We start from the raw sequence: 20,646 nt of genomic DNA on the forward strand, positions 1-20,646 counted from the left end.
AGCGCACCGCTCCTGAAGAACGCGCATCAGCAAGGCCCGCCCGTAAGGGCGGGGGACGGGCCCGCAAGGGCGCATCCGCAAAGCCTCCGGATTCCGGCCCCCTCGGGGGATGCGGGAACACGGGCGTCATGGCCCCCCGGAGGTACCGAGTCCCCAGATCCCTGGGTTGACTCTTTCGACCACGGTGTGTAAGTTTCACACCAGATCGGAGTAGGGAATGTCCCTCGCAGTACACCCCGTGCACCGCGTCCTCTACACCGGTGCGCTGCGCCAGGCCCGGCGGATCTCCGACCGGATCGCCGACGCGACCAGCAAGCCCGAGGAGATGCCGCAGGACGCGCGGTACTTCATCACCCCGGACTTCCGGTCCGGCTTCGGCATCGACGCCGAGGGTACGTTCATCGGCCTCTTCTCCCTGGAGAAGGGTCGGGGCCAGGAGCTCGTCAAGGCCGCCCTTCGACAGGGAGCGAGCAAGCTCGACTGCTTCGACGGCTTCCTGCCCGAGTACTACAAGCAGTTCGGCTTCGTCGAGACGGAGCGGGTGCCGAACTGGACGCCGGGGGAGCCTGACGTGGTCTTCATGGCCCTGTCTCACTGACCAGGTGTGTAAGTTTCACAAGGCGAAACCTCCGGAAGGAGGTCGAGTCGGGTGGTTCCCGGCTCCTGACGATGCCAGCCAGCACGTATCCGGAAGGAATCCCATGGTCACCCTCGACAAGACCCCGCAGTCCATCTCGTACGGCCAAGTCCGTGCCCAGATCGGCCGCGAGCTGCGCAAGAACAACCTCGTCGCCCTCTTCCTGGAGTTCGGCGAGCGCGCCTACCTCTCCGACGTCGCCCGCTTCGAGACCCACAAGACGGCCGTCCTCGACGGGGTGAAGTGATCATGCGCCTGGTCTACGTCTTCGACGTCCACGACGACGACCCCGAGTCGTACGTCGCCCGCCTCCCCGAGCTGCTGGCACGAGTCTTCGTGAAGCTGTCGCGCCGCCCGCTCGACTACTGGACCAGCCCGGCCGGCATCTGAGGAGAGCCATGTCTGAAGAACCGAAGCGCTGCGAGAACGGCTGCCATGCCCCGATCCGCTCCTACGAGGACTTCTGCTCGGAGGGGTGCTGGGAGGAGTGGCACGCGAAGCACGACCCAGAGACGTTGGCGCGAGCCACGCCCAGGTGATCAAGGCGAAACCCCTGGAAGGGGGTCGGATCGGGTGGCTCCCGGTCCCTGATGATGCCAGCCATTCACGAGAGGCAGACCCATGACGAACAAGCTCAGCATCGGTCCCCGCACGGACGTCGAGGAGTACCGGATGCGCAGCGTCCCCGGTGGCTACAAGGGCGACCTGGTCCACCACCACACCCGAGAGATCGGGCGCCGCCGGTACGACTTCAGCCGCGTCGAGTGGGGCGACGGCACGGTGACCGTGACGGCCTGGCTCGGCGGCACTACGACCGCGGTTCACCAGTGGGGAGTGTGAAAGTTTCGCCGAAACCCCTTCGGGGGTCGGGGTGGGGTGGCGCCCGCCTCCTGATGATGGCAGCCATGAGTGTGAAAGTTGGACTCGATGTTCCGCAACCTGTTCAAGCGCAAGACCGAGACGACCTCCCCCGCGGTGGTGATCCAGCACGACGAGCTGACCGATGCCCTCGGCGAGCTGGCGGGCGTGTTCGGAGACGGCTACGTCGCCTACGACAACGGCTCGAAGTTCACCTGCTCCGAGGCGGACAGCGTCGCTCGCCTGCTGGTGGTGGCCGGGCACGAGGACGCAGCGGTGACGTGGCTGCGTGGCCACGCCGAGGGCGACGAGGGCGGCGACTCCCACCACGTCTACAAGGACGACGAGGACCAGGACGGCCACCAGATGGACGAGGACGAGGTCCGTGAGTACGTCGCGAGCTGGGCGACGGTGAGCGCGTGATGCAGGACGTCACCGAGAAGATCCGCGAGCTCCTGGCGCTCACCCGCGAGGTCGACGAGTGGCGCGAGGAGCACGACCCCGGCACGCAGGAGTGGCACACCCTGTGCGACCTGAGTGACAAGGCCGCGAGCCTGATCTTCAGCCTGCCGACCGAGCTCCTGCCCGAGGAGGAGATCCGGACCGGGGTACCGACCCCGGAGCCCGCTCCTGCCTGGTCGCCCGACGACCCGGCCCCCACGGTCGACGAGCTGATCGAGCTGCTGGGCCTGTAACTGCCAAGGCGAAACCCCTGGAAGGGGGTCGGCGTGGGATGGCTGCCCACGCCCTGACGAGCCAAGCCAGACGACCGACCGGAGGTACCCCCAGTGACTCCCAAGTTCCGCACCCTCGACACCAACGTCCGCGACTCCAAGCGCAAGGACAAGGCCCTGACCCTGGCCCGGAAGCAGATCCGGACCCAGAAGTACGAGGCCCCCGTGGATGCCCGTCTAGCCCAGGCCGCCTGACCCACCCCGAGAGGACACGACATGCCCGACACCGCGCAGATCAAGACGTACCTGACCGACGCTGTCGCCCAGGACATCATCGACACCGCTGCCTACGGAGGGATCACCTACTGGGCGATCGAGCCGACCGAGGAGGAGTTCGCCGGCCGACCCGAGGGGAAGCGGTGGACCATCGTCGAGGGTGAGGGCGTCTGCCACTTCTTCGGCGGCAAGCGCGAGGTGCACGGCGTGCACTACCTCGACGCCGACCAGATACGCGAGGCGTACGCCAAGCTGCTCGACCTCGACCAGCAGTACGTCAACCAGGAGTACCACGGCTACATCGTGGACTCGTGGATGGACCGCACCGAGAAGGACGGCATCGACGCCGGACACATCGACGCGGGCACGGCCGACATCATCGTGCAGCTCGCCGCGCTGGGCGAGATCCGGTACGGCTGACCAGTTGTGTAAGTTGGACAGCGTGTGATACTTTCACGAAGTCGAAACCCCCCAGGCCGGGGGGTCGGGCGGAGCGGATCTCCGTCCCTGACGATGGCAACCAGTGTGAAAGTTGGGCAGACATGAAGGTCGAACGCGAAGTGCACCCCTACGAAGTCGAGGGCGGCACGATGTACGTCCTGATCTACCAGGCCAAGCGGAGCATCGAAACGGACTGGGAGAACGGCAACCGCAAGGTCGAGAAGATCACGCCCCGCGTGCTGATCGCGACCGACACCGACTTCCAGGCCCAGGTCGACAAGGGGTACGTGAAGATCCGCGGCCGGAAGTACGCGACCGAGCACACCTACGAGCGCCTGGACGACAACCACGGCAAGCTCGACCGGCACGGCATCGTGATGCGCTGGACGGCGGACTACACCCACTACAACCGGGGCTACCGCAACGAGGCGGGCAAGCAGGTCGACTACGAGGCCAAGGCGTACGCCACCCTGCGGGGCCTGGAGATCGACGCGCTCAAGCGCTTCGAGCAGGAGCACCCCGACTGGAAGACCGAGAGCATCCGCCTGCTGTTCGAGTCCGAGCGCGACAGCCACACCTCGAAGGCGCGGGAACTGCGCAAGCAGGCCGGTGAGCACGAGGTGGACGCCGCGAAGTGGCAGGCCCGCATCGACGAGCTGACCGCCTGACCCAGCACCTGACGCGAGGCGGGGCCGAGGTGAGATCGGCCCCGTCCCGCTCCTCCAACCCTACGAGAGGACCCCCTGGAGATGGGACGCATGAAGGACATCGCGATCGACCTGATCAGCTACGAGATCGGCGAGCTCGACGACAGCGAGACGCTGGAGCTGTTCGCCACCCTGATCAAGAGCGGAATGGCGTGGACCCTGCAAGGCGCGTACGGCAGGACCGCCGAGCGCCTGATCGAGGCCGGCCTGATCACCCCCGCGGGCGAGATCGTGCCCGAGGTGATCGAGGAGGTGCTGGCCGCGTGAGCACCGAGACCAAGATGCCCCGCCAGTTGGCCGCCCGCATGGATGCCGAGCTTGCCCGGAACGTGGCCGAGCTGGCGCCGACCGGCCTGAGCTACAGCGAGATCGTCAAGCGCTCGGTCGCTCTGTTCACCACGGTGTACCGGGTCGCCGTCCAGAACGGAGTCGCCAAGCCGGAAGAGATCCCGACCCTGACCGCCTACCGCTACCAGCTCCCGCCCCTCCCGCAGCCGCCCCGCACCGGGCAGCTCCAGCTTCCCCGCCTGAACCTCACGAAGGAGAACTGACATGAAGAAGTCCACCAAGATCGTCCTCGCCCTGGTCGCCGTCGTCACCTTCGGTGGCCTGGTCTCCGACCCCTCGGCCTCCGCCACCCCGTCCGCCCCGCAGACGACCCAGACCGCGCCGACCCTGCCGACCCGAGCCTGCCCCGAGGACGGCATCGCCTCCCGGAACTGCTACTGGGACGCGGGCCAGCGCGGCAACGGCAAGGGCTACTCCTACTTCGTGGACCGCGGGGGCAAGGTGACGTACCTGAACCCCAAGCTGAACGACGAGGCCAAGCGCAAGCTGTTCGCCGCCAAGAAGAAGAAGGCCGGCTGGGAGTACTGGGGCGTGGTCTGGGGTCACCAGTTCTGCTGGGCCAAGGTCGGCGACACCTCGTACATCGAGTGCTTCGACGGGTTCCGCGAGACCTCCTGACCCCTGGCCCCAGTGTGTAACTTTCGCAAGGCGAAACCTCCGGAAGGAGGTCGGCGTGGGATGGCTGCCCACGTCCTGACGAGCCAAGCCATGACACATGAGGTGACGACATGACCGAGACCAACCCGAAGATCGCGAAGATCCGTGCTCTCCTGGCCAAGGCCGAGGACCCGGCGACCTCGCCCGAGGAGGCGGAGGCGTACTTCGGTAAGGCTGCCGACCTGATGGCGAAGTACGGGATCGAGAAGGCCCTGCTCTCCGAGGCCACGCCGGGCAGCGACAAGATCACCGGCCGCCAGATCGAGATCAAGGGCAAGTACATCGCCGACCGGTCCGCCCTGCTGTTCTCGATCAGCCACGCGCTCGGTGCACAGAACGTGTACTGGCGGGTGTACGACCGTGAGTCCGGCAAGTACTACCGCCTCGTGAAGATCTACGCCCACGAGTCGACGCTGGAGCGGATCGAGATGCTGTTCGCTTCCCTTCAGCTCCAGGCGTTCAACGGCCTGAAGCAGGGGCGCCCCCGCTACGGCGAGTCGACGGTCTCGTACCGCAAGAGCTGGCTGGCCGGCTTCGCCAGCGCTGTGCGTAAGCGCCTGGACCAGGCCGAGGAGGCGGCGCTTCGGGAGGCGAGCCAGGAGATCGGGGGCGCGAGCACCGAGCTGGTGCTTGTGAAGCGAGAGGCGGCGGTCGAGCAGTTCTTCAAGCGGGCGCACCCGAAGCTGAAGGTCGCCCCGCGGCGCCGGCTGACCGGCTCGGGGTGGCTGGACGGCAAGGCCGCGGGGGAGCGGGCCGACCTGGGTCAGAAGCGCATGGGCGGTGCGCGACTGGCGGTTACTGCCTGACACGGTGTGTAACTTTCACGAGCCGAAACCTCCGAAGGGAGGTCGGGGTGCGGTGGCGCGCACCTCCTGATGATGGCAGCCGTGACGAGAGGGGCACGACAGTGAGCGAGAAGCGTTACCGCCTGGGCAAGTCCGAGGTCAGCGGACTCGGCAAGCTGTACCTCGCGGGTGGACAGGGCCTGAAGCGTGAAGAGATCGGCCTCACGAACCCGGAGTATGCGGTCTTCGCGAAGCTGGCCTGGTTCGGGCTGGCCAAGCGCGAGCAGGAGCAGCGCTGGTCGATCACCCAGCAGGGCATCGACTTCGTCGAGGGCCGGGTGCGTGTCCCCTCCGTCGCGATCACTGCCGACCGAGAGTTCAAGGGCCTGGCCGGCGAGCTCGTCAGGGCGGGCGACGTGAACACCGAGTTCTACTTCGAGGCGGCCTGACATGACCGACCTGATCATCGGACTCAGCGGTTACTCGCGGGCCGGCAAGGACACCGCAGCCCAGGCCCTCGTCGACCAGGGCTGGCGGCGTGCGGCGTACGCAGACAAGCTGCGCGACTTCCTGTACGCGCTCGATCCCCTGATCCCTGGCGCCTACGGTGCGGGCACGCTGCGACTGCGCAAGCTGGTCGACGCCACCGGATGGGAGTACGCGAAGGTGACGTACCCCGAGGTGCGAGCCCTGCTTCAGCGCGCCGGCACGGAGGCCGGCCGCCGGGTCCTGGGTGCGAACGTGTGGGTGGATGCCCTGTTCCGTGAGCACGAAGACGCCCCGGCCCTGGTCGTCTCGGATGTGCGGTTCCCGAACGAGGCCCAGGCGGTCGCCGACCGGGGCGGTGTGCTGATCCGGGTGGATCGGCCGGGCGTCGGACCGAAGCGCAGCGCGAACGGCCAGGTGCACGAGTCGGAGGTGGCGCTGGACGACTGGCCGTTCGACCACCGCCTCACCAACGACGGCTCGGCCGCTGACCTGCACGAGAAGCTGCACGGCGTGGCCAACCTGGTCGCGCACAAGTTGCACATCGCAGCGTGAGTGTGTAAGTTGGACAACGTCACGACGATCCGCGAGCTCGACGCGCTACCGGATGGATCGGTGATCGAGCTCCTGGACAAGCGGAGCACCCGGCGCGCGAAGCGCGAGGGCCACTGGCGGGACCTTACCAAGGCGCCAGACACCACCTGGAACGTGAACACCTACGTCAACACCCGACGCTACGGAGCGCGGGTCATCGAGAGGGGACCACAGCAGTGAGCGACAAGCCCGAGACCAACAAGCCCGAGACCCTGGAGGAAGTGGTCGCCCGGTACGTGGAGGCGTACGAGAAGCGCGAGGCCGGCATCCTCTCCTTCCTCGACGACGAGGGGGAGCTGAAGGAAGGCCAGACGTACGAGGAGTACGACGAACACTGCTACGACGCATGGAACGACTCGCACGGTGACCTCGGCGTCCTCCTCGAAGAACTGAAGCCGTTCCTCGCCGGATGAGAATCACCCCCAGGGCTCATGAGATACAGCGGGTCGTCGACATTCTCGAAGACCCCACCTTCGAGGGCCCGGATCAGATGGCGAAAGCCCTGATCAAGGAGATCGCCGACATTGTCCAGATGCGAGACCTGTTCGTCATGGTCCACACCTGGGAGTGCGGCACCAAGGGTCTGAACTTCGGGCCCTTCGGCTCCACCGCGGAGGCGGAAGCCTTCGCCAAGAAGATGTCCTTCGGAGGCACCGGCAGGCTCGTGCCGCTGACGTCCTCCGGAATCATGCTCGCGAACCATGACGGCAAGGCCGGCTGGCCCGGCTACTGCTACCACCCCGAGTGTGGACACGCCCCCTGGATGCACGCCATTGAAGGCTCCAGCCGCGGGAAGTGCCACGACACCCAGTGCCCGTGCGGCAAGTTCGTGAAGGACGACCCCTCGAAGAAGAAGACCACACGCAAGAAGGCGGCACCCAAGGGTGCGTCCGCCGGCATCAACGAACTGTAAGGAGGCGCCCACCGATGACCTGCAACAAGGTGGTGGACTGGAGATCGTGCGAGTGCGGAGTGAAGCGAGGCTTCACCAGCCGGACCGAGGCGGACAAGGCGATGGGCAGGGCCCAGGCCAAGCGCACTCGGCGAGCTGACGCCACCGGCACTCGTCGCGGGTTGAGAGTGGAGCGCCGCACGTACCAGTGCGAGTTCGGCATGTGGCACCTGACGTCCGAGAACCGCAGCACCTACGAGAATCGCGCACCCTCACGCTACGGTGTGTAACTTTCACGACAAGTCCAGGCAGTGGGAAGGGAGTTCAGAAGTGACGAACGAGTGGAGCGGGACGGACCTGGAGCAGATCAAGTCGGAGTCCCTGGTCTTCCGGGACCAGCCGACCATGACGCTCAAGGTCGTCGAGACCGAGCCGGCCCCTGCGGTCGGCGGCTTCGCGGGAGAGTTCGCGGAGCTGGTCAAGGAGGTCGAGCTGTGTCGAGCAGGCCACTGCCCGGCGGCCTACAACCAGAACAGCATCGGCGGCCAGGCCCGGTACGTAGTGCAGAAGATCGCCCAGATTGTCGGCCTCCCCCTCGGTGACGCCATCCTCGGCGGGAACATCTGGAGTCCGCAGAACATGGCGCGCGTGATCGCCGCCGTCCAGGAGATGGCGAACGAGGCGGACGTCCACCGCCAGGAGCTCGCCGCCCGAGACGCCAAGGACGCCACGACGGTGGCCTCCCTGCGTGAGCTGATGGTCCGTGTAGGCGAGGCCGTGTGAAAGTTTCGCAGCGTAGGCGGGACAACCGCCCCGTGATCGTGACGTTCATGCTCGGCGTCTTCATCCTCGGGATGCTGAGCGGCGCCCTGATCACCGACCACACATGGAAGGCCAAGACGAACGAGACCCAGGAGGTACGAACCCCGTGATCACCACCCGCACTGACGTCACCGTCGAGCTGGTCAAGGCTTCGGCCACTGACTCCGACGTCGCCACCGCGGCCCGCGTCTCCACCATCGGAGGCTCCCACGAGAGGGTCGTCGACCTGGCCAGCGACTCCGGTCTGATCAACTACCTGATGCGGGACCGACACGGCAGCCCCTTCGAGCACACCTCGCTCACCTTCTACATCGAAGCGCCGCTGTTCGTGGCGCGCGAGCACTTCCGACACCGCGCCGGCTGGTCGTACAACGAGGAGTCGGGCAGGTACAAGGAACTCCAGCCCGTCTTCTACGTGCCCGGCCCGGACCGCAACCTCGTACAGGTGGGCAAGCCCGGCCGCTACACCTTCGAGCCCGGCGACGCCAAGCTCCGGTCCCAGACCACCACCGCCCTGACGACCGCCTACGAAGACGCGTACCAGGCATACAGCGGACTGCTCAAGGCCGGCGTCGCCCGCGAGGTAGCGCGCATGACGCTCCCGGTCGGCATCTTCACCAGCTACTACGCCACCTGCAACGCCCGCTCCCTGATGCACTTCCTTGGACTGCGCACCATCAGCCAGGTCAGCAAGTTCCCCAGCTTCCCCCAGCGCGAGATCGAGATGGTCGCCGAGCGGATGGAAGACCACCTCGCCGAGCAGATGCCGACCACCTTCGCCGCCTTCAACCGCAACGGTCGGGTGGCCCCGTGAGCGACAACCCCATCGTGAGCGTCGAGTGGCGCAGAACCCGGTGGACCCCGGCCGAGCGAGCCGACCTCGCGCGCATCCTCTTCGGACCCACAGTCAAGGACGACGAGCGAAAGTGACACACCCCCCTGTGTCAGTGTGACACTGGCCCAAGAGGGGGCGTAAAGGTAAAGTTACACACGGCGCACAACGCCCCCCGAGCCGACAGGCCGGGGGGTTTTGCGTACCCGCACCATCCCGATCAGGAGGGGGAAATCATGAGGAGCAAGACCCTGCCGCGCCAGCGCAAGACGCTGCGAGTCGCCATCTACCTGCGAGTTTCTACATCCAAGCAGCTCGACGGCTACGGCCTCGACGTGCAGGAGGAGCGGTGCAGAGCATGGGTCGACTACGGACTCAGAGGCGTACCGCACACCATCGTGGACGTGTACTGCGACGGAGGCGTGTCGGGCAAACTTGCACACCGTGAAGACCTGGACCGCCTCACCTCCGACATTGAGGCCGGCCTGATCGACGTCGTGGTCTTCGCCAAGCTGGACCGCATCGGCCGCACCATGCGCAACATCCACCGCTGGGTGTACGACGCGACCGACATCGTGGTCGACGAGGCCACCGGCCGGAAGGTGCGCATCGCCACCGCCGACGGACGTATCGACTCCGACGACGACATGTTCGGCATCCAGCTCTCCCTCCTCGCGTACATGGCAGAGGTCGAGCACGCCCTGATCCTGGAGCGCACGATGGGCGGCCGGATCAAGAAGATCTCCGGGGGAGGCTGGGCCAGCGGCACCCCGCCCTACGGCTACATGCTCGACGAAGAGGGCGAGCCCGTCGTCAACCCCGCCGAACTTGACGTGATCCTCAAGGCGGCCGAGTTCCTGGTCGACAAGAGGATGAAGCGGGGTGAGGCCGCTGACGCGCTGAACGACCTCGGCTACCGCACCCGCACCGGCAAGCTGTGGGAGGGCAACAACCTGATCCTCCGCCTGAAGCTGGCCGTGCGCGGATACGTCGACTTCACCTTCTCGGGCATGAACGAGGACGGCGAGGAGATCACCACCTCCTACCGCCTGGAACTGCCTCCCCTCTTCGCGGAGGAGAGCCGGCGCAGGGCCCTGGAGGCCGCCCTGGAGGACATGAAGGGCACCCCACGGACCTCCTACAGCAACCACCTGCTTTCCGGCCACCTGATCAGCCAGTGCGGCCACAGCCGCTACGGCTCAGCCCGCGCCGACCAGGGCGACGTCGTCTACCGCTGCTCGAACCAGGAAACCCTCGCCGAGGGCCACACCTGCAAGCAGATACCCGCCGCGGACACCGAGAAGTGGGTCTGGGACGAGGTCTCCAAGCTCCTCACCAACCCCGACGAGATCAAGGGGCTGATCGACGACTGGCTGGGCAGCGTCCCCGAGCGGGCGGACTCCTACCGGACCCGCATGGAAGAGATCGACGCCACGCTGCACAAGCTGCGCAACACCCGGCGAAAGAAGATTGCGATGCTGGTCGCCTCCCTCGACGAGGACGACGAGAACGACCTGAAGTTGATCGGGGAGCTGAAGGAGGAGATCGCAGCCAAGGAGAAGGAGCTGCGCGCGGAGCAGGACCGCATCGCCGAGTGGCTGGAGGATGCCGAGCAGAAGGAGGGGAAGGCCGACAGTATGCGCGCACTGATCGACCGGGTCGGCACCAACGTCAAGGATCTTGGGCACGTCGACAAGAAGCGGATCTTGGAACTCCTCCGGGTGCGGGTCGAGATCGTCGGCGAGAGCACGTCCGGGCAGAAGGGCGGAACCAAGGACCCGATGCTTGAGTGGCACCGCAAGAACGGGGTCACGATTCCCCTCGCGGTCTCCGACGAGCAATGGGCGAGAGTCAAGGGCATCCTGGCAGGAGGACGCCGGCCCAAGCCGGAGGACCGGCCGTGCTTCGAGATGCTGCTGGAGAAGCTGCGAGAGATCAAGGGGTGGCACGACTACGACCGAGATGAGCGCATGGGCGGGAAGGGTTGGGGGTTCCTCTACCGCCTCGGTCGCCGCTGGTTCTCGGAGGGCATGTATGAGGCCGCGCTGGAAGCCCTCGCCCCGTACGAAGGGGTCCAAGCTCCTTCTGGTTACACTCTGCCTCCCATGAAGATTTACGGCGTGATCGACGATTCACCGGAGGATGTTGTGGAAACTGAAGTGCGTGGGCGAACTGCTTCCACGAAGGGCATCACGGCGGAGAGCGCCGAGCGAGTCGCCGCGTGAGCGACGGCAAGCACGGGGAAAACGCGCACGCTGCTCAGGAGGCGAAGAACATGGCGAACGGGGCTCTCAGCGGTGCGGTGATCGCGGTGGCCGGTGCGGGCGGACCCGCCGGCCGGGCGGCGCTGCTGCGACTGGCCGAGGCGGGCGCGACGGTCGCCGCGGCGGACAACGATCCCGAGCGGCTCGCGGAGGCCGTGGACGCGGCACGCTACGCGTCGGGCGGCGCGACCGTCACCGGCGAACCGGTCGACCTGCTGGACCTGCAGTCCACCCGCGACTGGGCCGCTCACATCGAGAAGGACTTCGGCCGCATCGACGGCCTGGTCCACCTGGTCGGCGGCTGGCGGGGCAGCGAGACCTTCATCAAGACCAGCCTCGACGACTGGGACTTCCTGGAGCTGCTGCTGATCCGCACCGTGCAGCACACCTCGCTGGCCTTCTACGAGGCCCTGCAGCGCAGCGAGCGCGGCCGCTACGTGCTGATCAGCGCCGCCGGCGCCACGAAGCCGACCGCGGGCAACGCCTCGTACGCCGCCGCCAAGGCCGCCGCCGAGGCGTGGACGCTCGCGCTGGCCGACGCCTTCCGCAAGGCCGGGGGTCCCGAGGGCCCGACGTCCGCGGCTGCCATCCTGGTGGTGAAGGCGCTGGTGCACGACGCGATGCGCGCCGAGCGACCCAACGCGAAGTTCGCGGGCTTCACGGACGTCAAGGACCTGGCCGAGGCCATCGTCGGCGTCTGGGACAAGCCCGCCGCCGAAGTGAACGGAAACCGCCTGTGGCTGACCGAGAAGCCGTGAACCCTCCGAAGACCGACGCCCGGCGTCACCACGACCCGGACGTCCGCGGCTTCGCCAGTGACAACTACGCCGGCGCCCACCCGGAGGTGCTCGCCGCCCTGGCCCTGGCCAACGGCGGGCACCAGGTCGCCTACGGCGAGGACGCGTACACCGAGAACCTCCAGCGGATCATCCGCAGCCACTTCGGCGCCACGGCGGAGGCCTTCCCGGTCTTCAACGGCACCGGCGCGAACGTCGTCGCGCTCCAGGCGGTCACCGACCGCTGGGGCGCGGTGATCTGCGCCGAGAGCGCGCACATCCACGTCGACGAGTGCGGGGCGCCGGAGCGGGTCGGCGGGCTGAAGCTGCTCACCGTACCCACGCCCGACGGCAAGCTCACCCCCGAGCTGATCGACCGGCAGGCGTACGGCTGGGACGACGAGCACCGGGCGATGCCGCAGGTCGTCTCGATCACCCAGAGCACCGAACTCGGCACCCTCTACACGGCCGACGAGATCCGCGCCATCTGCGAGCACGCCCACGCGCACGGCATGAAGGTGCACCTGGACGGCTCCCGGATAGCCAACGCCGCCGCCTCCCTGAACGTGCCCATGCGGACGTTCACCGACGCGGTCGGCGTCGACATCCTCTCCCTCGGCGGCACCAAGAACGGCGCGCTGTTCGGCGAGGCGGTCGTCGTCCTCAACCAGGACGCCGTCCGCCACATGAAGCACCTGCGCAAGCTGTCCATGCAGCTCGCCTCCAAGATGCGCTTCGTGTCCGTGCAGTTGGAGGCCCTGCTCGCCAAGGACCTGTGGCTGCGCAACGCCCGCCACGCCAACGAGATGGCCCAGCGCCTCGCCGAGGGCGTACGCGCCGTGCACGGGGTCGAGATCCTCTACCCCGTGCAGGCCAACGGCGTCTTCGCCAAGCTCCCGCACGACGTGAGCGAGCGTCTGCAGAAGCGGTTCCGGTTCTACTTCTGGGACGAGGCGGCGGGCGTCGTGCGCTGGATGTGCGCCTTCGACACGACCGAGGAGGACGTGGACGCGTTCGTCGCGGCGCTGAAGGAAGAGATGGCGCGCTAGCCGTTCACGACGATCTCCGTCCTGTTGTTGCGCAGGTTCGGGTCGAACTTCCTGATGGGCAGCTCGGGGTCGTCGTTGAGGCTTTCGACGGTGGTACGTGCCCCGCGTACCACCTCGTCGATCCGCAACCGTATGCCGAAGGTGTGGGACGCCTTGTCGTGCAGGTAGTGCGGGGTCCGGCAGTAGTACGTCGTGACGGACGGGCCTTCCTCGGACGGCCGCTCGGCCCCGCACTCCTCCTCCGGCAGGCCGATCACCGCGGTGCCCGACGGCGCCTGGAATCGTACGGTGGCCACGGCCGCGCCCGCGCCGAGCGAGGCCACCCATGCCGGGCCGCGGTTGTGGACGGTGACGTGGGCGGTCACGGTGTCGCCGACGGCCCCGCGCACCCTGCTGCCGGTGAGCTTGAGGTCGGCGGTGTTCCTGGCGTCGAGGAGTACGGACCGGTGGTTGTCCGAAAGGTCGAGGTCCTCCTCGCCGGCCGCGGCCTGCCGCGCCGCCACAGGACGCAGGTTCAGCCCGGGACCCGTTCCCCGGGTCCACGTCGCGTCACCGCGGGCCTCCTCCATCGCCTTGTCCGAGTAGGGCAGGACCGAGTGGTCGAACCTCTCGTGCAGCGCCTTGCGCCCGACGCCGAGCGCGGTGACCAACTCGTATCGCTCGCCCGGAGCCACCGCCTGGTCCAGCACGCACAGCGCGGATGTGCCGGTGGCGCGTTGGCTGTACTCGCAGTTGGAGTGCCGCTCCTTGAACCGCAGCCCGTACGACGCGTCCACCCACAGCAGCGTGCGGTCCGCCGCGCGGTTGCCGCTGTTGGCCACCGTCGCCCGTACCTGGGTGCTCGTGCCGGGCGTGAGGTCCCGCTGGTCGTCGGCCTGACTGAGCCCGAGGTCGGGGCCGTTGCCCAAGGTGATCCGGGTCTCCGCCGGGAACGCGGTCAGTTCCCCGGCGGCGGCCGTGTAGCGGACGTGCCCGGACGCGGTGAGGTCCGCGTCCGGCAGTGCGCGGAGTCCGAGCAGGGCGGCCGCCACGCCGTCCGTCCCGGCCGGCATGTCCCCGAAGTCGCAGACGGCCTTGAGCGCCGATTCGGGCGTGCAGTTGGCGGGCCACGACACCTGCGCGAAGGAGGCGATCTCACTCGCGTCCACGGTCAGTCGGCCGGCGGGGACCCCGTGTTCGGTGTTGTCGTGGCCGACCCGCACCGCGAGGGTGCGCTCGGGCGCGTCACCGTCCGCGTCCGCCCCCGGCAGCACCGTGTCGGACGGAGCGCTGATCCACAACTGGTCGGACACGGCGTGCGCGGGCCCGAACCCGACCGCGGTCAGGGCACAGCCGGCGAGCGTGGCTGCGAGCAGGCGATGCTTCATGAGTTCCCCCTTCTCGATGAACCGGTCCGTGGCCGAGACCCGCGGCAGGCGGGAGAGGTTGTGGCCGGGCGTCTGGTTGCGGCGATGTTCAGCCGTTCTCCCGACGATCAGCGGGCCAGCCCCTCCATGATGCATACATATGCAGTGATCGGAAAATTGATTGACGCGCGCCTGGGATGGCACCTACGCTCTGCGGGCATGCAGATGATCCAGCAAACCGCTGACCTGTCCGCCTACTTGGCCACTGACGACGTGATCGACCATCACCATCCGCTCGTCCGTGAGACGGCTGCCAAGCTCGCCGACGGAGTGGCTGACTCGTATGAATATGCGCGGTCGGCGTTCGAGTTCGTGCGGGACGCCGTTCCGCACTCGCAGGATTCCGGCGATCCCCGGGTCACCTGGCGCGCCTCCGACGTCTTGGAACAGGGAACCGGCATCTGCTACGCCAAGGCCCACGCGCTGGCCGCACTGCTGCGCGCCGAGGACATCCCGACCGCGCTGTGCTACCAGAAGTTCGACGTGGTGCACGGCCTGGTCGCCGTGCGGTTCAACGGCGCCTGGCATCGGCAGGACCCGCGGGGCAACAAACCGGGCGTGGACGCCCAGTTCTCGCTGGACGGCGAGCGGCTGGCCTTCACGCCCGACCTGGAGTCCAACGAGTTGGACTACCCGGTCCTGTATGCTGAACCGCACCCGGCCGTCCTCAGCGCTCTCAAGGCCGCCCCCGACCGGCCGTACCTGTGGAAGACGCTCCCCACCGCACTCTGAGGCAGGCGATGACCCTCTCCCTGACCGTGTCCGACGAGGTGCACACCCTCGCGCCCGGTTTCACGCACATCGCCGTCGAGGCGCACGGGCTGACCAACGGCCCGAGCACCGAGGCCAGTTCCGCGCTGCTCGACGACGCGGCCCACCGGCTCGCCGTACGCCTGGACGGCCGCGCCCCGCACGAGGACCCGCACATGGCCGCCTGGCGTGAGGTCTACACGGCGTTCGGCTCCAAGCCCTCCCGCACCCGCAACTCGGCGGAGGCGCTGGCCAAGCGGGCCCTGGCGGAGGCCGGGTTGCCGCGCATCAACCTTCTCGTCGACGTCTACAACGCCATCAGCGTCGCCCACCTCATCCCTGTCGGCGGCGAGGACATCGACCGCATCCAGGGCGGGATGCGGCTGGTGCGCGCCACCGGGGACGAGGACTTCGTGACCGTGGCCGGCGGCGAGGAGGTCGTGGAACACCCCGACCCCGGCGAGGTGGTCTGGCGCGACGACGCGGGCGTGACCTGCCGCCGCTGGAACTGGCGCCAGGGGCCGCGCACCCGGCTCACCGAGCAGACCACCTCCGGCATCTTCCTGCTGGAGAGCCTGGCCCCGATGCCGGTCGCCGAGGTGGAGGCCGCGGCGGGCGAACTCGCCGAACTGCTCGAGAAGTTCAGCCCCGGCGCCCGGATCACGGTGCGTCCTGCGGCGTCCTGACTGCTGTCGTGCGGTCCGGGCGCCCGAGCGTGTCCCGGGCGCACCTGCGGAAGTCCGCGACCAGCCGGCCGCGGTCCCCGGCGCGCGTCACCAGCACCACATGGCTCGGCTCGACGCCTTCCAGGGGGATCGTGGTCAGGTCGGGGCGGATGGTGTGCACGCGCGGGGTGGCCGGGACGATCGCCACGGCCTGACCGTCGGCGATCAGCTCGTACTTGTCCTCCATGGCGTCCACCAGCGGACCGTCCGGAGCGCGGCGCCCGTCGGGCCGCGGATCGATGCGCCAGTAGGCGTTCCACACCGGGTTGTCCCGCACCCGCGGCATGGGCTCGTCGGCGATGTCGTCCAGGGTCACCGACTCCTTGCCGGCCAGCCGGTGGTCCAGCGGCACCATCAGCACCCGCGGCTCGTCATGGAGAACCGTCACCTCCAGGCCGTCGGTCACCAGCGGCAGCCGCGTCACCACCGCGTCCACCCGGTGGTCGAGCAGGGCCGCATGCGCCTCGTCCCAGGGCAGATGCACAGCGTGCACCTCGGCGTCGGGACGGCGGCGGCGCAGGGCCCGTACGGCCGGGGTGACGATGAGGGTCGTGGTGTAGCCGACCGTGAACCTGCCGGGCCGGGCCGCAGCCCGGGTGCGTGCCGTGGCCTCGGCGGCCGACCGCAGCAGCGCCCGCGCGCGGGGCAGGAAGACCTCGCCGGCCTCGGTCAGCCGGGTGCCGCGCGGGGTGCGGTCGAGCAGACGGGCGCCCAGCTCCTGCTCCAGCCGGCGGATCTGCCGGCTCAGCGACGGCTGGGCCACGCGCAAGGCCTCGGCGGCACGGCCGAAGTGGCCGTGTTCGGCGACGACCGTGAAGTAGCGCACGAGGCGCAGATCGAGGTCCGGCGAGGGCTGCGGCGACTGGGACATTTCTCCAACGTACGCCTCATCACCGGCCGTGGGCTGCGGTGATGCCTGAAACGTATGGCCCGCTGCGAAAGGGGACTTGGACCCGGAGCGGCTCGGGCTCGCAAGGTGGAGTCACCGGCCCGGAAACGTCCGGGCCTTCCGACTTCCCTTGCTGAAGGAGTGCTCTCCTGTGCGTGTCTTCGTCACCGGCGCGACCGGGTTCATCGGGTCCGCGGTCGTCCGCGACCTGCTGGAGGCCGGACATCAGGTCCTGGGTCTGGCGCGATCGGACCGTTCCGCCACGGCGCTGAAGGAGGCCGGGGCCGAGGTGCACCGGGGCAGCCTCGACGACCTCGACGGCCTTCGGGAGGCGGCGGCCGCGGTGGACGGTGTCGCCCACCTGGCGTTCATCCACGACTTCTCGAACTACCCGGCCGCCGCAGCGGCCGATCAGCGGGCCATCGAGGCGATGGGCGAGGCGCTCGTGGGCAGCGACCGCCCTCTCGTCGTCACCGCCGGTGCCATGTTCCTCGCGTCGGGCCGCCCCGCCACGGAGGAGGACGTGGTCGACCCGGGGGCGCACGCCGTGCCCCGGAAGTCGGAGCAGGCCGCCTTGGCGTTCACCGAGCGGGGCGTGCGTGTCTCGGTGGTGCGGCTCCCGCCGTCGGTGCACGGCGAGGGCGACCACGGCTTCGTCCCGCGTCTGATGGAGATCGCCCGCGAGAAGGGCGTCTCTGCTTACCCCGGCGACGGCTCCAACCGGTGGCCCGCCGTGCACCGCGTCGATGCCGCCCGTCTCTTCCGGCTGGCACTGGAGAAGGCTCCCGCCGGCAGCAGGCTGCACGGCATCGACGACGAGGGCGTCCCGGTGCGCGACATCGCCCAGGTCATCGGGCGGCACCTGAACCTGCCGGTGACCTCGATCCCTCGCGAGGAGGCGGCGGGCCACTTCGGCTGGCTCGGCACCTTCTTCGCGGCGGACGCCCCGGCCTCCAGCGCACTCACCCGCGAACTACTGGGCTGGCAGCCCACGCGGCAGGGGCTCCTGGCGGATCTCGAAGCAGGCCACTACTTCAACTGACGTCGGCGGAAACGGAGTTCGGCCGACGCCGGCCGGTCCCCGCGCTCAGCGCGCCTCGGCCTCGCGGACCTGCTCCGGCGTCGGTGCCGTACCGCCGAGGTGGGCCGGCATCCACCAGGTGTCGTTGGCGTCCTTCGGACGGACCGGGTAGGCACGCTGGGCGGCCTCCAGGAGTTCCTGGACACGCTCGCGCAACTGACGCGTTATGGCGCCCGCGTACTTGTCCCTGGACGCCTCGATCGCCTCGCCTACCCGGATCGTGATCGGGATGTGGCTCCGCTTGAAGTTGCGCGGCTGGCCCTTGGTCCACAGCCGCTGCGTCCCCCACACGGCCATCGGGATCAGCGGCACACCGGCCTCCTGGGCCAGCCGCGCGGCCCCCGACTTGAAGCTCTTCAGGGTGAACGACTGCGAGATCGTGGCCTCCGGGAAGACCCCCACGATCTCGCCGGACTTCAGCGAGTCCAGCGCGTGGGCGTAGGCTGCCTCACCCTGCTTGCGGTCCACCGGGATGTGCTTCATGCCGCGCATCAGCGGACCGGAGATCTTGTGCCGGAAGACGGATTCCTTCGCCATGAAGCGAACGAGACGTTTCTGCGGGAGCGCCGCCAGCCCGTTGAAGACGAAGTCCAGATAGCTGATGTGGTTGCTCACCAGCACGGCGCCGCCCGAGCGCGGAATGTTCTCCGACCCCTTGCAGTCGATCTTGAGGTCCCACACCTTGAACAGTGTCTGGGCGAAACCGACGACGGGGCGGTAGACAAGCTCTGCCATGGACGGGTTGGACCCTTCCTTCTCTGCCTGGGAAGGAGGCTCCCAGTGGGAAAGTTACGCAGCCGTAGGTTTACGGCATGTCGCAGATCGTGCCCCAAGAACGGCTGACGGCCAAGCCCAAGTGCCGGTGAAGGGCGAGATCCTCGTCACGTCCACCCCTTGATCCACCTCGGACTTTGGCCCCGCCTTTACTCGGCGCGCACCGCCACCCGCCGTACGAGCAGGTACATCTCGCACCCCAGGCAGTACCCGAAGACGGCGTTCAGAAAGGCTGCCGCGAGCGCGGCCCCGGTGGCGGCGAGCCCCAACCAGACCGGCCCGAGCGTGTACCCGGCCAGCCCGACGCCGGCGAACACCAGCCCCACCGCCTGCGCGAACCGCGGGGGTTCCGGCGCCTCGAACTCGGTCGGCGGCCCGATCCGGGGCCGTACGGCCTTGCGGAACAGCCAGCCGTACGGTGAACGGCCCACCCCGCCCGCCGCGCCCAGTGCGAACGCCAGCGTCTGCCAGGCCAGCAGCCAGGCGCTCCCGGTGACCAGCACGACCGCGAGCACCACGGTCGTCACGGCCGCCCCGAAGCGCGGTCCCCTCGCATCGATGTCCATGAATCAAGCATTCCGCAATGGAAAGGCTTCCGGGAAGTCGGGAATCTTTGCAGTCTCGTGAATGCTTGAGCAGGTGATGACCGGACTGGTGGTGTGCGTGGTGGTGCTCGCGGCGGCGAGCGCCTACGGAGTGCTGCAGCGGCGGCGGAGCGGGAGAGTACGGGTGCGCGGGCGCGACGACGGAAAGCGGCTCGGGGCGGCCGAGTTGGGCGAGGAGTTGGGCGAGCGGGCCACGCTCGTGCAGTTCTCCAGCGCCTTCTGCGCGCCCTGCCGGGCCACCCGGCGCGTGCTCGGCGAGGTGGCCGGCCTGGTCCCGGGCGTGACCCACGTCGAGATCGACGCCGAGGACCATCTGGACCTCGTCCGCCGGCTCGACATCCTCAAGACGCCGACCGTGCTGGTCCTCGACGCCGACGGCAACGTCGTACGCCGGGCCACCGGTCAGCCGCGCAAGGCGGACGTGATCGCCGCGCTGGGGGAGGCCGTCTGAGCTGCTGTGACCAGAGGGTGAGTCATCTCCCACATGGTGGGACCTACTTGACTGTGCGCACCACCTATCGTCAGCCTGACCGTATGCCTGAGGAACTCCTTCTCTTCGGACGGGCCCACGTCGACCTGGCCCGCACCGCGAGCGCGCGCTGTCCGGGCTGTTGAACAGCCCCCGGTCCGTACGCCTCCCCTCGCAGAAGGACAACTCCATGACGGCCACGTCCGGCCTCGACACCACCCAGCTCGCCTCTCCCGACCTGCTCCGCTCCCTCTTCCGGCGGCATGCCGCCGGAGTGGCCGTGATCACCGCCCGCGGTGAGGCGGGACCGGTCGGCTTCACCGCCACCTCCCTCACCTCCGTCTCCGCCGAGCCCCCGATGCTGTCCTTCGGCATCGGCACCGGTGCCTCCAGCTGGCCGGCGATTGCCGGGACGGACCATGTGGGCGTCCACATACTCGGCGAGCACCAGCAGGAGCTGGCCGCCACCTTCGCCCGCAGCGGGGCCGACCGTTTCGGCCCGCCCACCGCCTGGCGCGAGGGCCCCGAAGGCGTCCCCCTGCTCGACGACGTCCTGGCCTGGATGGTGTGCCGGATCGTGGCCCGCGTGCCGGCGGGCGATCACCGCATCGTGCTGGCCGAGGTCCTCCTCGGTGACCCCACCGGCCCCGGACGTCCGCTCCTTTATCACCAGGGCCGGTTTCACGGCCTGCGTGACTGACCTCACCATGCCGATGTGACCGATCAGCCGCTCCGCCGTTCTGCGAAGCCGTCGAATTCCGATTACGCTGCGTTGCAAAGGTCACAGTTCAAAGCGCTTGCTTAGCGGGAACGAACTGGGTGTACTGACGAGTAATATTTCGCTCGGAG

At 68.4% G+C, this 20,646-nt stretch carries 34 protein-coding genes and 7 other RNA genes; 37 read left to right on the forward strand and 4 right to left on the reverse strand.

From position 1 onward, the window contains the following. Nucleotides 1-217: 217 nt before the first annotated feature. The 32 genes from ACZ7L6_RS06800 (at nucleotide 218) to ACZ7L6_RS06955 (ending at nucleotide 13,098) form a co-directional block, all read left to right on the forward strand. Nucleotides 218-598: a hypothetical protein gene (locus ACZ7L6_RS06800; RefSeq protein ID WP_471920910.1), complete on the forward strand. Its 381-nt coding sequence runs from the start codon at nucleotides 218-220 to the stop codon at nucleotides 596-598. Between the two features lie 20 nt (nucleotides 599-618). After that, an RNA gene (locus tag ACZ7L6_RS06805) (hammerhead ribozyme type II) lies at nucleotides 619-682 on the forward strand. A gap of 19 nt (nucleotides 683-701) precedes the next feature. After that, nucleotides 702-884 carry a hypothetical protein gene (locus ACZ7L6_RS06810; protein ID WP_471920911.1) on the forward strand — a complete coding sequence of 61 codons (183 nt, stop codon included), beginning with the start codon at nucleotides 702-704 and terminating at the stop codon, nucleotides 882-884. A 2-nt stretch (nucleotides 885-886) separates the two neighbouring features. Continuing rightward, a complete protein-coding gene (locus ACZ7L6_RS06815; protein WP_471920912.1) occupies nucleotides 887-1,027 on the forward strand; it encodes a hypothetical protein in 141 nt (46 codons plus the stop codon). Nucleotides 1,028-1,035: 8 nt separating this feature from the next. Then, complete coding sequence (locus ACZ7L6_RS06820; RefSeq protein WP_471920913.1) at nucleotides 1,036-1,176, forward strand: hypothetical protein; 141 nt, start codon at nucleotides 1,036-1,038, stop codon at nucleotides 1,174-1,176. 3 nt (nucleotides 1,177-1,179) lie between these two features. Then, an RNA gene (locus ACZ7L6_RS06825) (hammerhead ribozyme type II) lies at nucleotides 1,180-1,243 on the forward strand. A gap of 15 nt (nucleotides 1,244-1,258) precedes the next feature. Next, nucleotides 1,259-1,477: a hypothetical protein gene (locus ACZ7L6_RS06830; protein WP_471920914.1), complete on the forward strand. Its 219-nt coding sequence runs from the start codon at nucleotides 1,259-1,261 to the stop codon at nucleotides 1,475-1,477. Nucleotides 1,478-1,483: 6 nt separating this feature from the next. Next, nucleotides 1,484-1,546: hammerhead ribozyme type II (locus ACZ7L6_RS06835), an RNA gene on the forward strand. 18 nt (nucleotides 1,547-1,564) lie between these two features. Continuing rightward, nucleotides 1,565-1,918: a hypothetical protein gene (locus tag ACZ7L6_RS06840; RefSeq protein WP_471920915.1), complete on the forward strand. Its 354-nt coding sequence runs from the start codon at nucleotides 1,565-1,567 to the stop codon at nucleotides 1,916-1,918. Further along, nucleotides 1,915-2,190, forward strand: a complete 276-nt coding sequence (locus ACZ7L6_RS06845; RefSeq protein WP_471920916.1) for a hypothetical protein — start codon at nucleotides 1,915-1,917, stop codon at nucleotides 2,188-2,190. The genes ACZ7L6_RS06840 and ACZ7L6_RS06845 overlap by 4 nt, the downstream gene beginning before the upstream one ends. A gap of 6 nt (nucleotides 2,191-2,196) precedes the next feature. After that, an RNA gene (locus ACZ7L6_RS06850) (hammerhead ribozyme type II) lies at nucleotides 2,197-2,262 on the forward strand. A gap of 21 nt (nucleotides 2,263-2,283) precedes the next feature. Beyond that, nucleotides 2,284-2,424 (forward strand): hypothetical protein, encoded by a 141-nt coding sequence (locus tag ACZ7L6_RS06855; RefSeq protein ID WP_471920917.1) that lies wholly within the window; start codon nucleotides 2,284-2,286, stop codon nucleotides 2,422-2,424. A 21-nt stretch (nucleotides 2,425-2,445) separates the two neighbouring features. Beyond that, on the forward strand, nucleotides 2,446-2,865 hold the full coding sequence (locus ACZ7L6_RS06860) for a hypothetical protein (RefSeq protein ID WP_471920918.1): 420 nt from the start codon (nucleotides 2,446-2,448) through the stop codon (nucleotides 2,863-2,865). A gap of 39 nt (nucleotides 2,866-2,904) precedes the next feature. Next, nucleotides 2,905-2,971: hammerhead ribozyme type II (locus tag ACZ7L6_RS06865), an RNA gene on the forward strand. A gap of 16 nt (nucleotides 2,972-2,987) precedes the next feature. Beyond that, nucleotides 2,988-3,554 carry a hypothetical protein gene (locus ACZ7L6_RS06870; protein WP_471920919.1) on the forward strand — a complete coding sequence of 189 codons (567 nt, stop codon included), beginning with the start codon at nucleotides 2,988-2,990 and terminating at the stop codon, nucleotides 3,552-3,554. An 81-nt stretch (nucleotides 3,555-3,635) separates the two neighbouring features. Further along, the gene (locus tag ACZ7L6_RS06875; protein WP_471920920.1) at nucleotides 3,636-3,860 is read left to right on the forward strand and encodes a DUF7417 domain-containing protein; all 225 of its coding nucleotides are present in this window, start codon (nucleotides 3,636-3,638) and stop codon (nucleotides 3,858-3,860) included. Further along, nucleotides 3,857-4,144, forward strand: a complete 288-nt coding sequence (locus tag ACZ7L6_RS06880; protein ID WP_471920921.1) for a hypothetical protein — start codon at nucleotides 3,857-3,859, stop codon at nucleotides 4,142-4,144. Before ACZ7L6_RS06875 ends, ACZ7L6_RS06880 begins: the two co-directional genes overlap by 4 nt. 1 nt (nucleotide 4,145) lies before the next feature. Further along, a complete protein-coding gene (locus tag ACZ7L6_RS06885; protein ID WP_471920922.1) occupies nucleotides 4,146-4,559 on the forward strand; it encodes a hypothetical protein in 414 nt (137 codons plus the stop codon). Nucleotides 4,560-4,587: 28 nt separating this feature from the next. Further along, an RNA gene (locus ACZ7L6_RS06890) (hammerhead ribozyme type II) lies at nucleotides 4,588-4,653 on the forward strand. Between the two features lie 16 nt (nucleotides 4,654-4,669). Beyond that, nucleotides 4,670-5,404, forward strand: a complete 735-nt coding sequence (locus ACZ7L6_RS06895; protein WP_471920923.1) for a DUF2786 domain-containing protein — start codon at nucleotides 4,670-4,672, stop codon at nucleotides 5,402-5,404. A gap of 20 nt (nucleotides 5,405-5,424) precedes the next feature. After that, an RNA gene (locus ACZ7L6_RS06900) (hammerhead ribozyme type II) lies at nucleotides 5,425-5,489 on the forward strand. 16 nt (nucleotides 5,490-5,505) lie between these two features. After that, nucleotides 5,506-5,832, forward strand: a complete 327-nt coding sequence (locus tag ACZ7L6_RS06905; protein WP_471920924.1) for a hypothetical protein — start codon at nucleotides 5,506-5,508, stop codon at nucleotides 5,830-5,832. A 1-nt stretch (nucleotide 5,833) separates the two neighbouring features. Then, complete coding sequence (locus tag ACZ7L6_RS06910; RefSeq protein WP_471920925.1) at nucleotides 5,834-6,424, forward strand: nucleoside/nucleotide kinase family protein; 591 nt, start codon at nucleotides 5,834-5,836, stop codon at nucleotides 6,422-6,424. Beyond that, the gene (locus tag ACZ7L6_RS06915) at nucleotides 6,425-6,643 is read left to right on the forward strand and encodes a hypothetical protein (RefSeq protein ID WP_471920926.1); all 219 of its coding nucleotides are present in this window, start codon (nucleotides 6,425-6,427) and stop codon (nucleotides 6,641-6,643) included. Continuing rightward, entirely contained in the window at nucleotides 6,640-6,876 is a 237-nt protein-coding gene (locus tag ACZ7L6_RS06920) for a hypothetical protein (protein ID WP_471920927.1), read from the forward strand. The genes ACZ7L6_RS06915 and ACZ7L6_RS06920 overlap by 4 nt, the downstream gene beginning before the upstream one ends. Continuing rightward, on the forward strand, nucleotides 6,873-7,376 hold the full coding sequence (locus ACZ7L6_RS06925; RefSeq protein WP_471920928.1) for a hypothetical protein: 504 nt from the start codon (nucleotides 6,873-6,875) through the stop codon (nucleotides 7,374-7,376). Before ACZ7L6_RS06920 ends, ACZ7L6_RS06925 begins: the two co-directional genes overlap by 4 nt. Nucleotides 7,377-7,390: 14 nt before the next feature. Beyond that, a complete protein-coding gene (locus tag ACZ7L6_RS06930; RefSeq protein WP_471920929.1) occupies nucleotides 7,391-7,645 on the forward strand; it encodes a hypothetical protein in 255 nt (84 codons plus the stop codon). A gap of 40 nt (nucleotides 7,646-7,685) precedes the next feature. After that, nucleotides 7,686-8,138: a hypothetical protein gene (locus ACZ7L6_RS06935; RefSeq protein ID WP_471920930.1), complete on the forward strand. Its 453-nt coding sequence runs from the start codon at nucleotides 7,686-7,688 to the stop codon at nucleotides 8,136-8,138. 103 nt (nucleotides 8,139-8,241) lie between these two features. After that, a complete protein-coding gene (gene thyX / locus ACZ7L6_RS06940; RefSeq protein ID WP_471920931.1) occupies nucleotides 8,242-8,991 on the forward strand; it encodes an FAD-dependent thymidylate synthase in 750 nt (249 codons plus the stop codon). Between the two features lie 254 nt (nucleotides 8,992-9,245). Then, entirely contained in the window at nucleotides 9,246-11,234 is a 1,989-nt protein-coding gene (locus ACZ7L6_RS06945) for a recombinase family protein (protein WP_471920932.1), read from the forward strand. Between the two features lie 50 nt (nucleotides 11,235-11,284). Next, nucleotides 11,285-12,031, forward strand: a complete 747-nt coding sequence (locus tag ACZ7L6_RS06950; RefSeq protein ID WP_471920933.1) for an SDR family NAD(P)-dependent oxidoreductase — start codon at nucleotides 11,285-11,287, stop codon at nucleotides 12,029-12,031. Then, complete coding sequence (locus ACZ7L6_RS06955) at nucleotides 12,028-13,098, forward strand: threonine aldolase family protein (protein WP_471920934.1); 1,071 nt, start codon at nucleotides 12,028-12,030, stop codon at nucleotides 13,096-13,098. Before ACZ7L6_RS06950 ends, ACZ7L6_RS06955 begins: the two co-directional genes overlap by 4 nt. Here the strand turns inward: ACZ7L6_RS06955 and ACZ7L6_RS06960 are convergent. Further along, a complete protein-coding gene (locus ACZ7L6_RS06960; protein ID WP_471920935.1) occupies nucleotides 13,095-14,465 on the reverse strand; it encodes a hypothetical protein in 1,371 nt (456 codons plus the stop codon). The genes ACZ7L6_RS06955 and ACZ7L6_RS06960 overlap by 4 nt on opposite strands. 198 nt (nucleotides 14,466-14,663) lie before the next feature. Between ACZ7L6_RS06960 and ACZ7L6_RS06965 the strand changes: the two genes are divergently transcribed. Together ACZ7L6_RS06965 and ACZ7L6_RS06970 are read left to right on the forward strand one after the other, a co-directional pair. Continuing rightward, entirely contained in the window at nucleotides 14,664-15,236 is a 573-nt protein-coding gene (locus ACZ7L6_RS06965) for a transglutaminase domain-containing protein (protein WP_471920936.1), read from the forward strand. Nucleotides 15,237-15,244: 8 nt separating this feature from the next. After that, complete coding sequence (locus ACZ7L6_RS06970) at nucleotides 15,245-15,940, forward strand: B3/B4 domain-containing protein (protein ID WP_471920937.1); 696 nt, start codon at nucleotides 15,245-15,247, stop codon at nucleotides 15,938-15,940. On the opposite strand, the gene ACZ7L6_RS06975 is transcribed toward ACZ7L6_RS06970, so the two are convergent. Further along, nucleotides 15,915-16,850 carry a LysR family transcriptional regulator gene (locus ACZ7L6_RS06975; RefSeq protein ID WP_471920938.1) on the reverse strand — a complete coding sequence of 312 codons (936 nt, stop codon included), beginning with the start codon at nucleotides 16,848-16,850 and terminating at the stop codon, nucleotides 15,915-15,917. The two genes, ACZ7L6_RS06970 and ACZ7L6_RS06975, sit on opposite strands and share 26 nt — an antisense overlap. Nucleotides 16,851-17,019: 169 nt before the next feature. Here ACZ7L6_RS06975 and ACZ7L6_RS06980 point away from each other — a divergent pair, with 169 nt between their 5' ends. Beyond that, nucleotides 17,020-17,910, forward strand: a complete 891-nt coding sequence (locus ACZ7L6_RS06980; RefSeq protein ID WP_471920939.1) for an SDR family oxidoreductase — start codon at nucleotides 17,020-17,022, stop codon at nucleotides 17,908-17,910. 45 nt (nucleotides 17,911-17,955) lie between these two features. Here ACZ7L6_RS06980 and ACZ7L6_RS06985 read toward each other — a convergent pair whose 3' ends face one another. Together ACZ7L6_RS06985 and ACZ7L6_RS06990 are read right to left on the reverse strand one after the other, a co-directional pair. Then, complete coding sequence (locus tag ACZ7L6_RS06985) at nucleotides 17,956-18,684, reverse strand: lysophospholipid acyltransferase family protein (RefSeq protein ID WP_471920940.1); 729 nt, start codon at nucleotides 18,682-18,684, stop codon at nucleotides 17,956-17,958. Between the two features lie 188 nt (nucleotides 18,685-18,872). Beyond that, the gene (locus tag ACZ7L6_RS06990; protein ID WP_471920941.1) at nucleotides 18,873-19,289 is read right to left on the reverse strand and encodes a DUF4395 domain-containing protein; all 417 of its coding nucleotides are present in this window, start codon (nucleotides 19,287-19,289) and stop codon (nucleotides 18,873-18,875) included. A 76-nt stretch (nucleotides 19,290-19,365) separates the two neighbouring features. Here ACZ7L6_RS06990 and ACZ7L6_RS06995 point away from each other — a divergent pair, with 76 nt between their 5' ends. Then, the gene (locus tag ACZ7L6_RS06995; protein WP_471921787.1) at nucleotides 19,366-19,779 is read left to right on the forward strand and encodes a TlpA family protein disulfide reductase; all 414 of its coding nucleotides are present in this window, start codon (nucleotides 19,366-19,368) and stop codon (nucleotides 19,777-19,779) included. A gap of 208 nt (nucleotides 19,780-19,987) precedes the next feature. Then, a complete protein-coding gene (locus ACZ7L6_RS07000; RefSeq protein WP_471920942.1) occupies nucleotides 19,988-20,497 on the forward strand; it encodes a flavin reductase family protein in 510 nt (169 codons plus the stop codon). Nucleotides 20,498-20,646 lie beyond the last annotated feature (149 nt).

Source organism: Streptomyces sp. NPDC107522 (genome assembly GCF_055657525.1).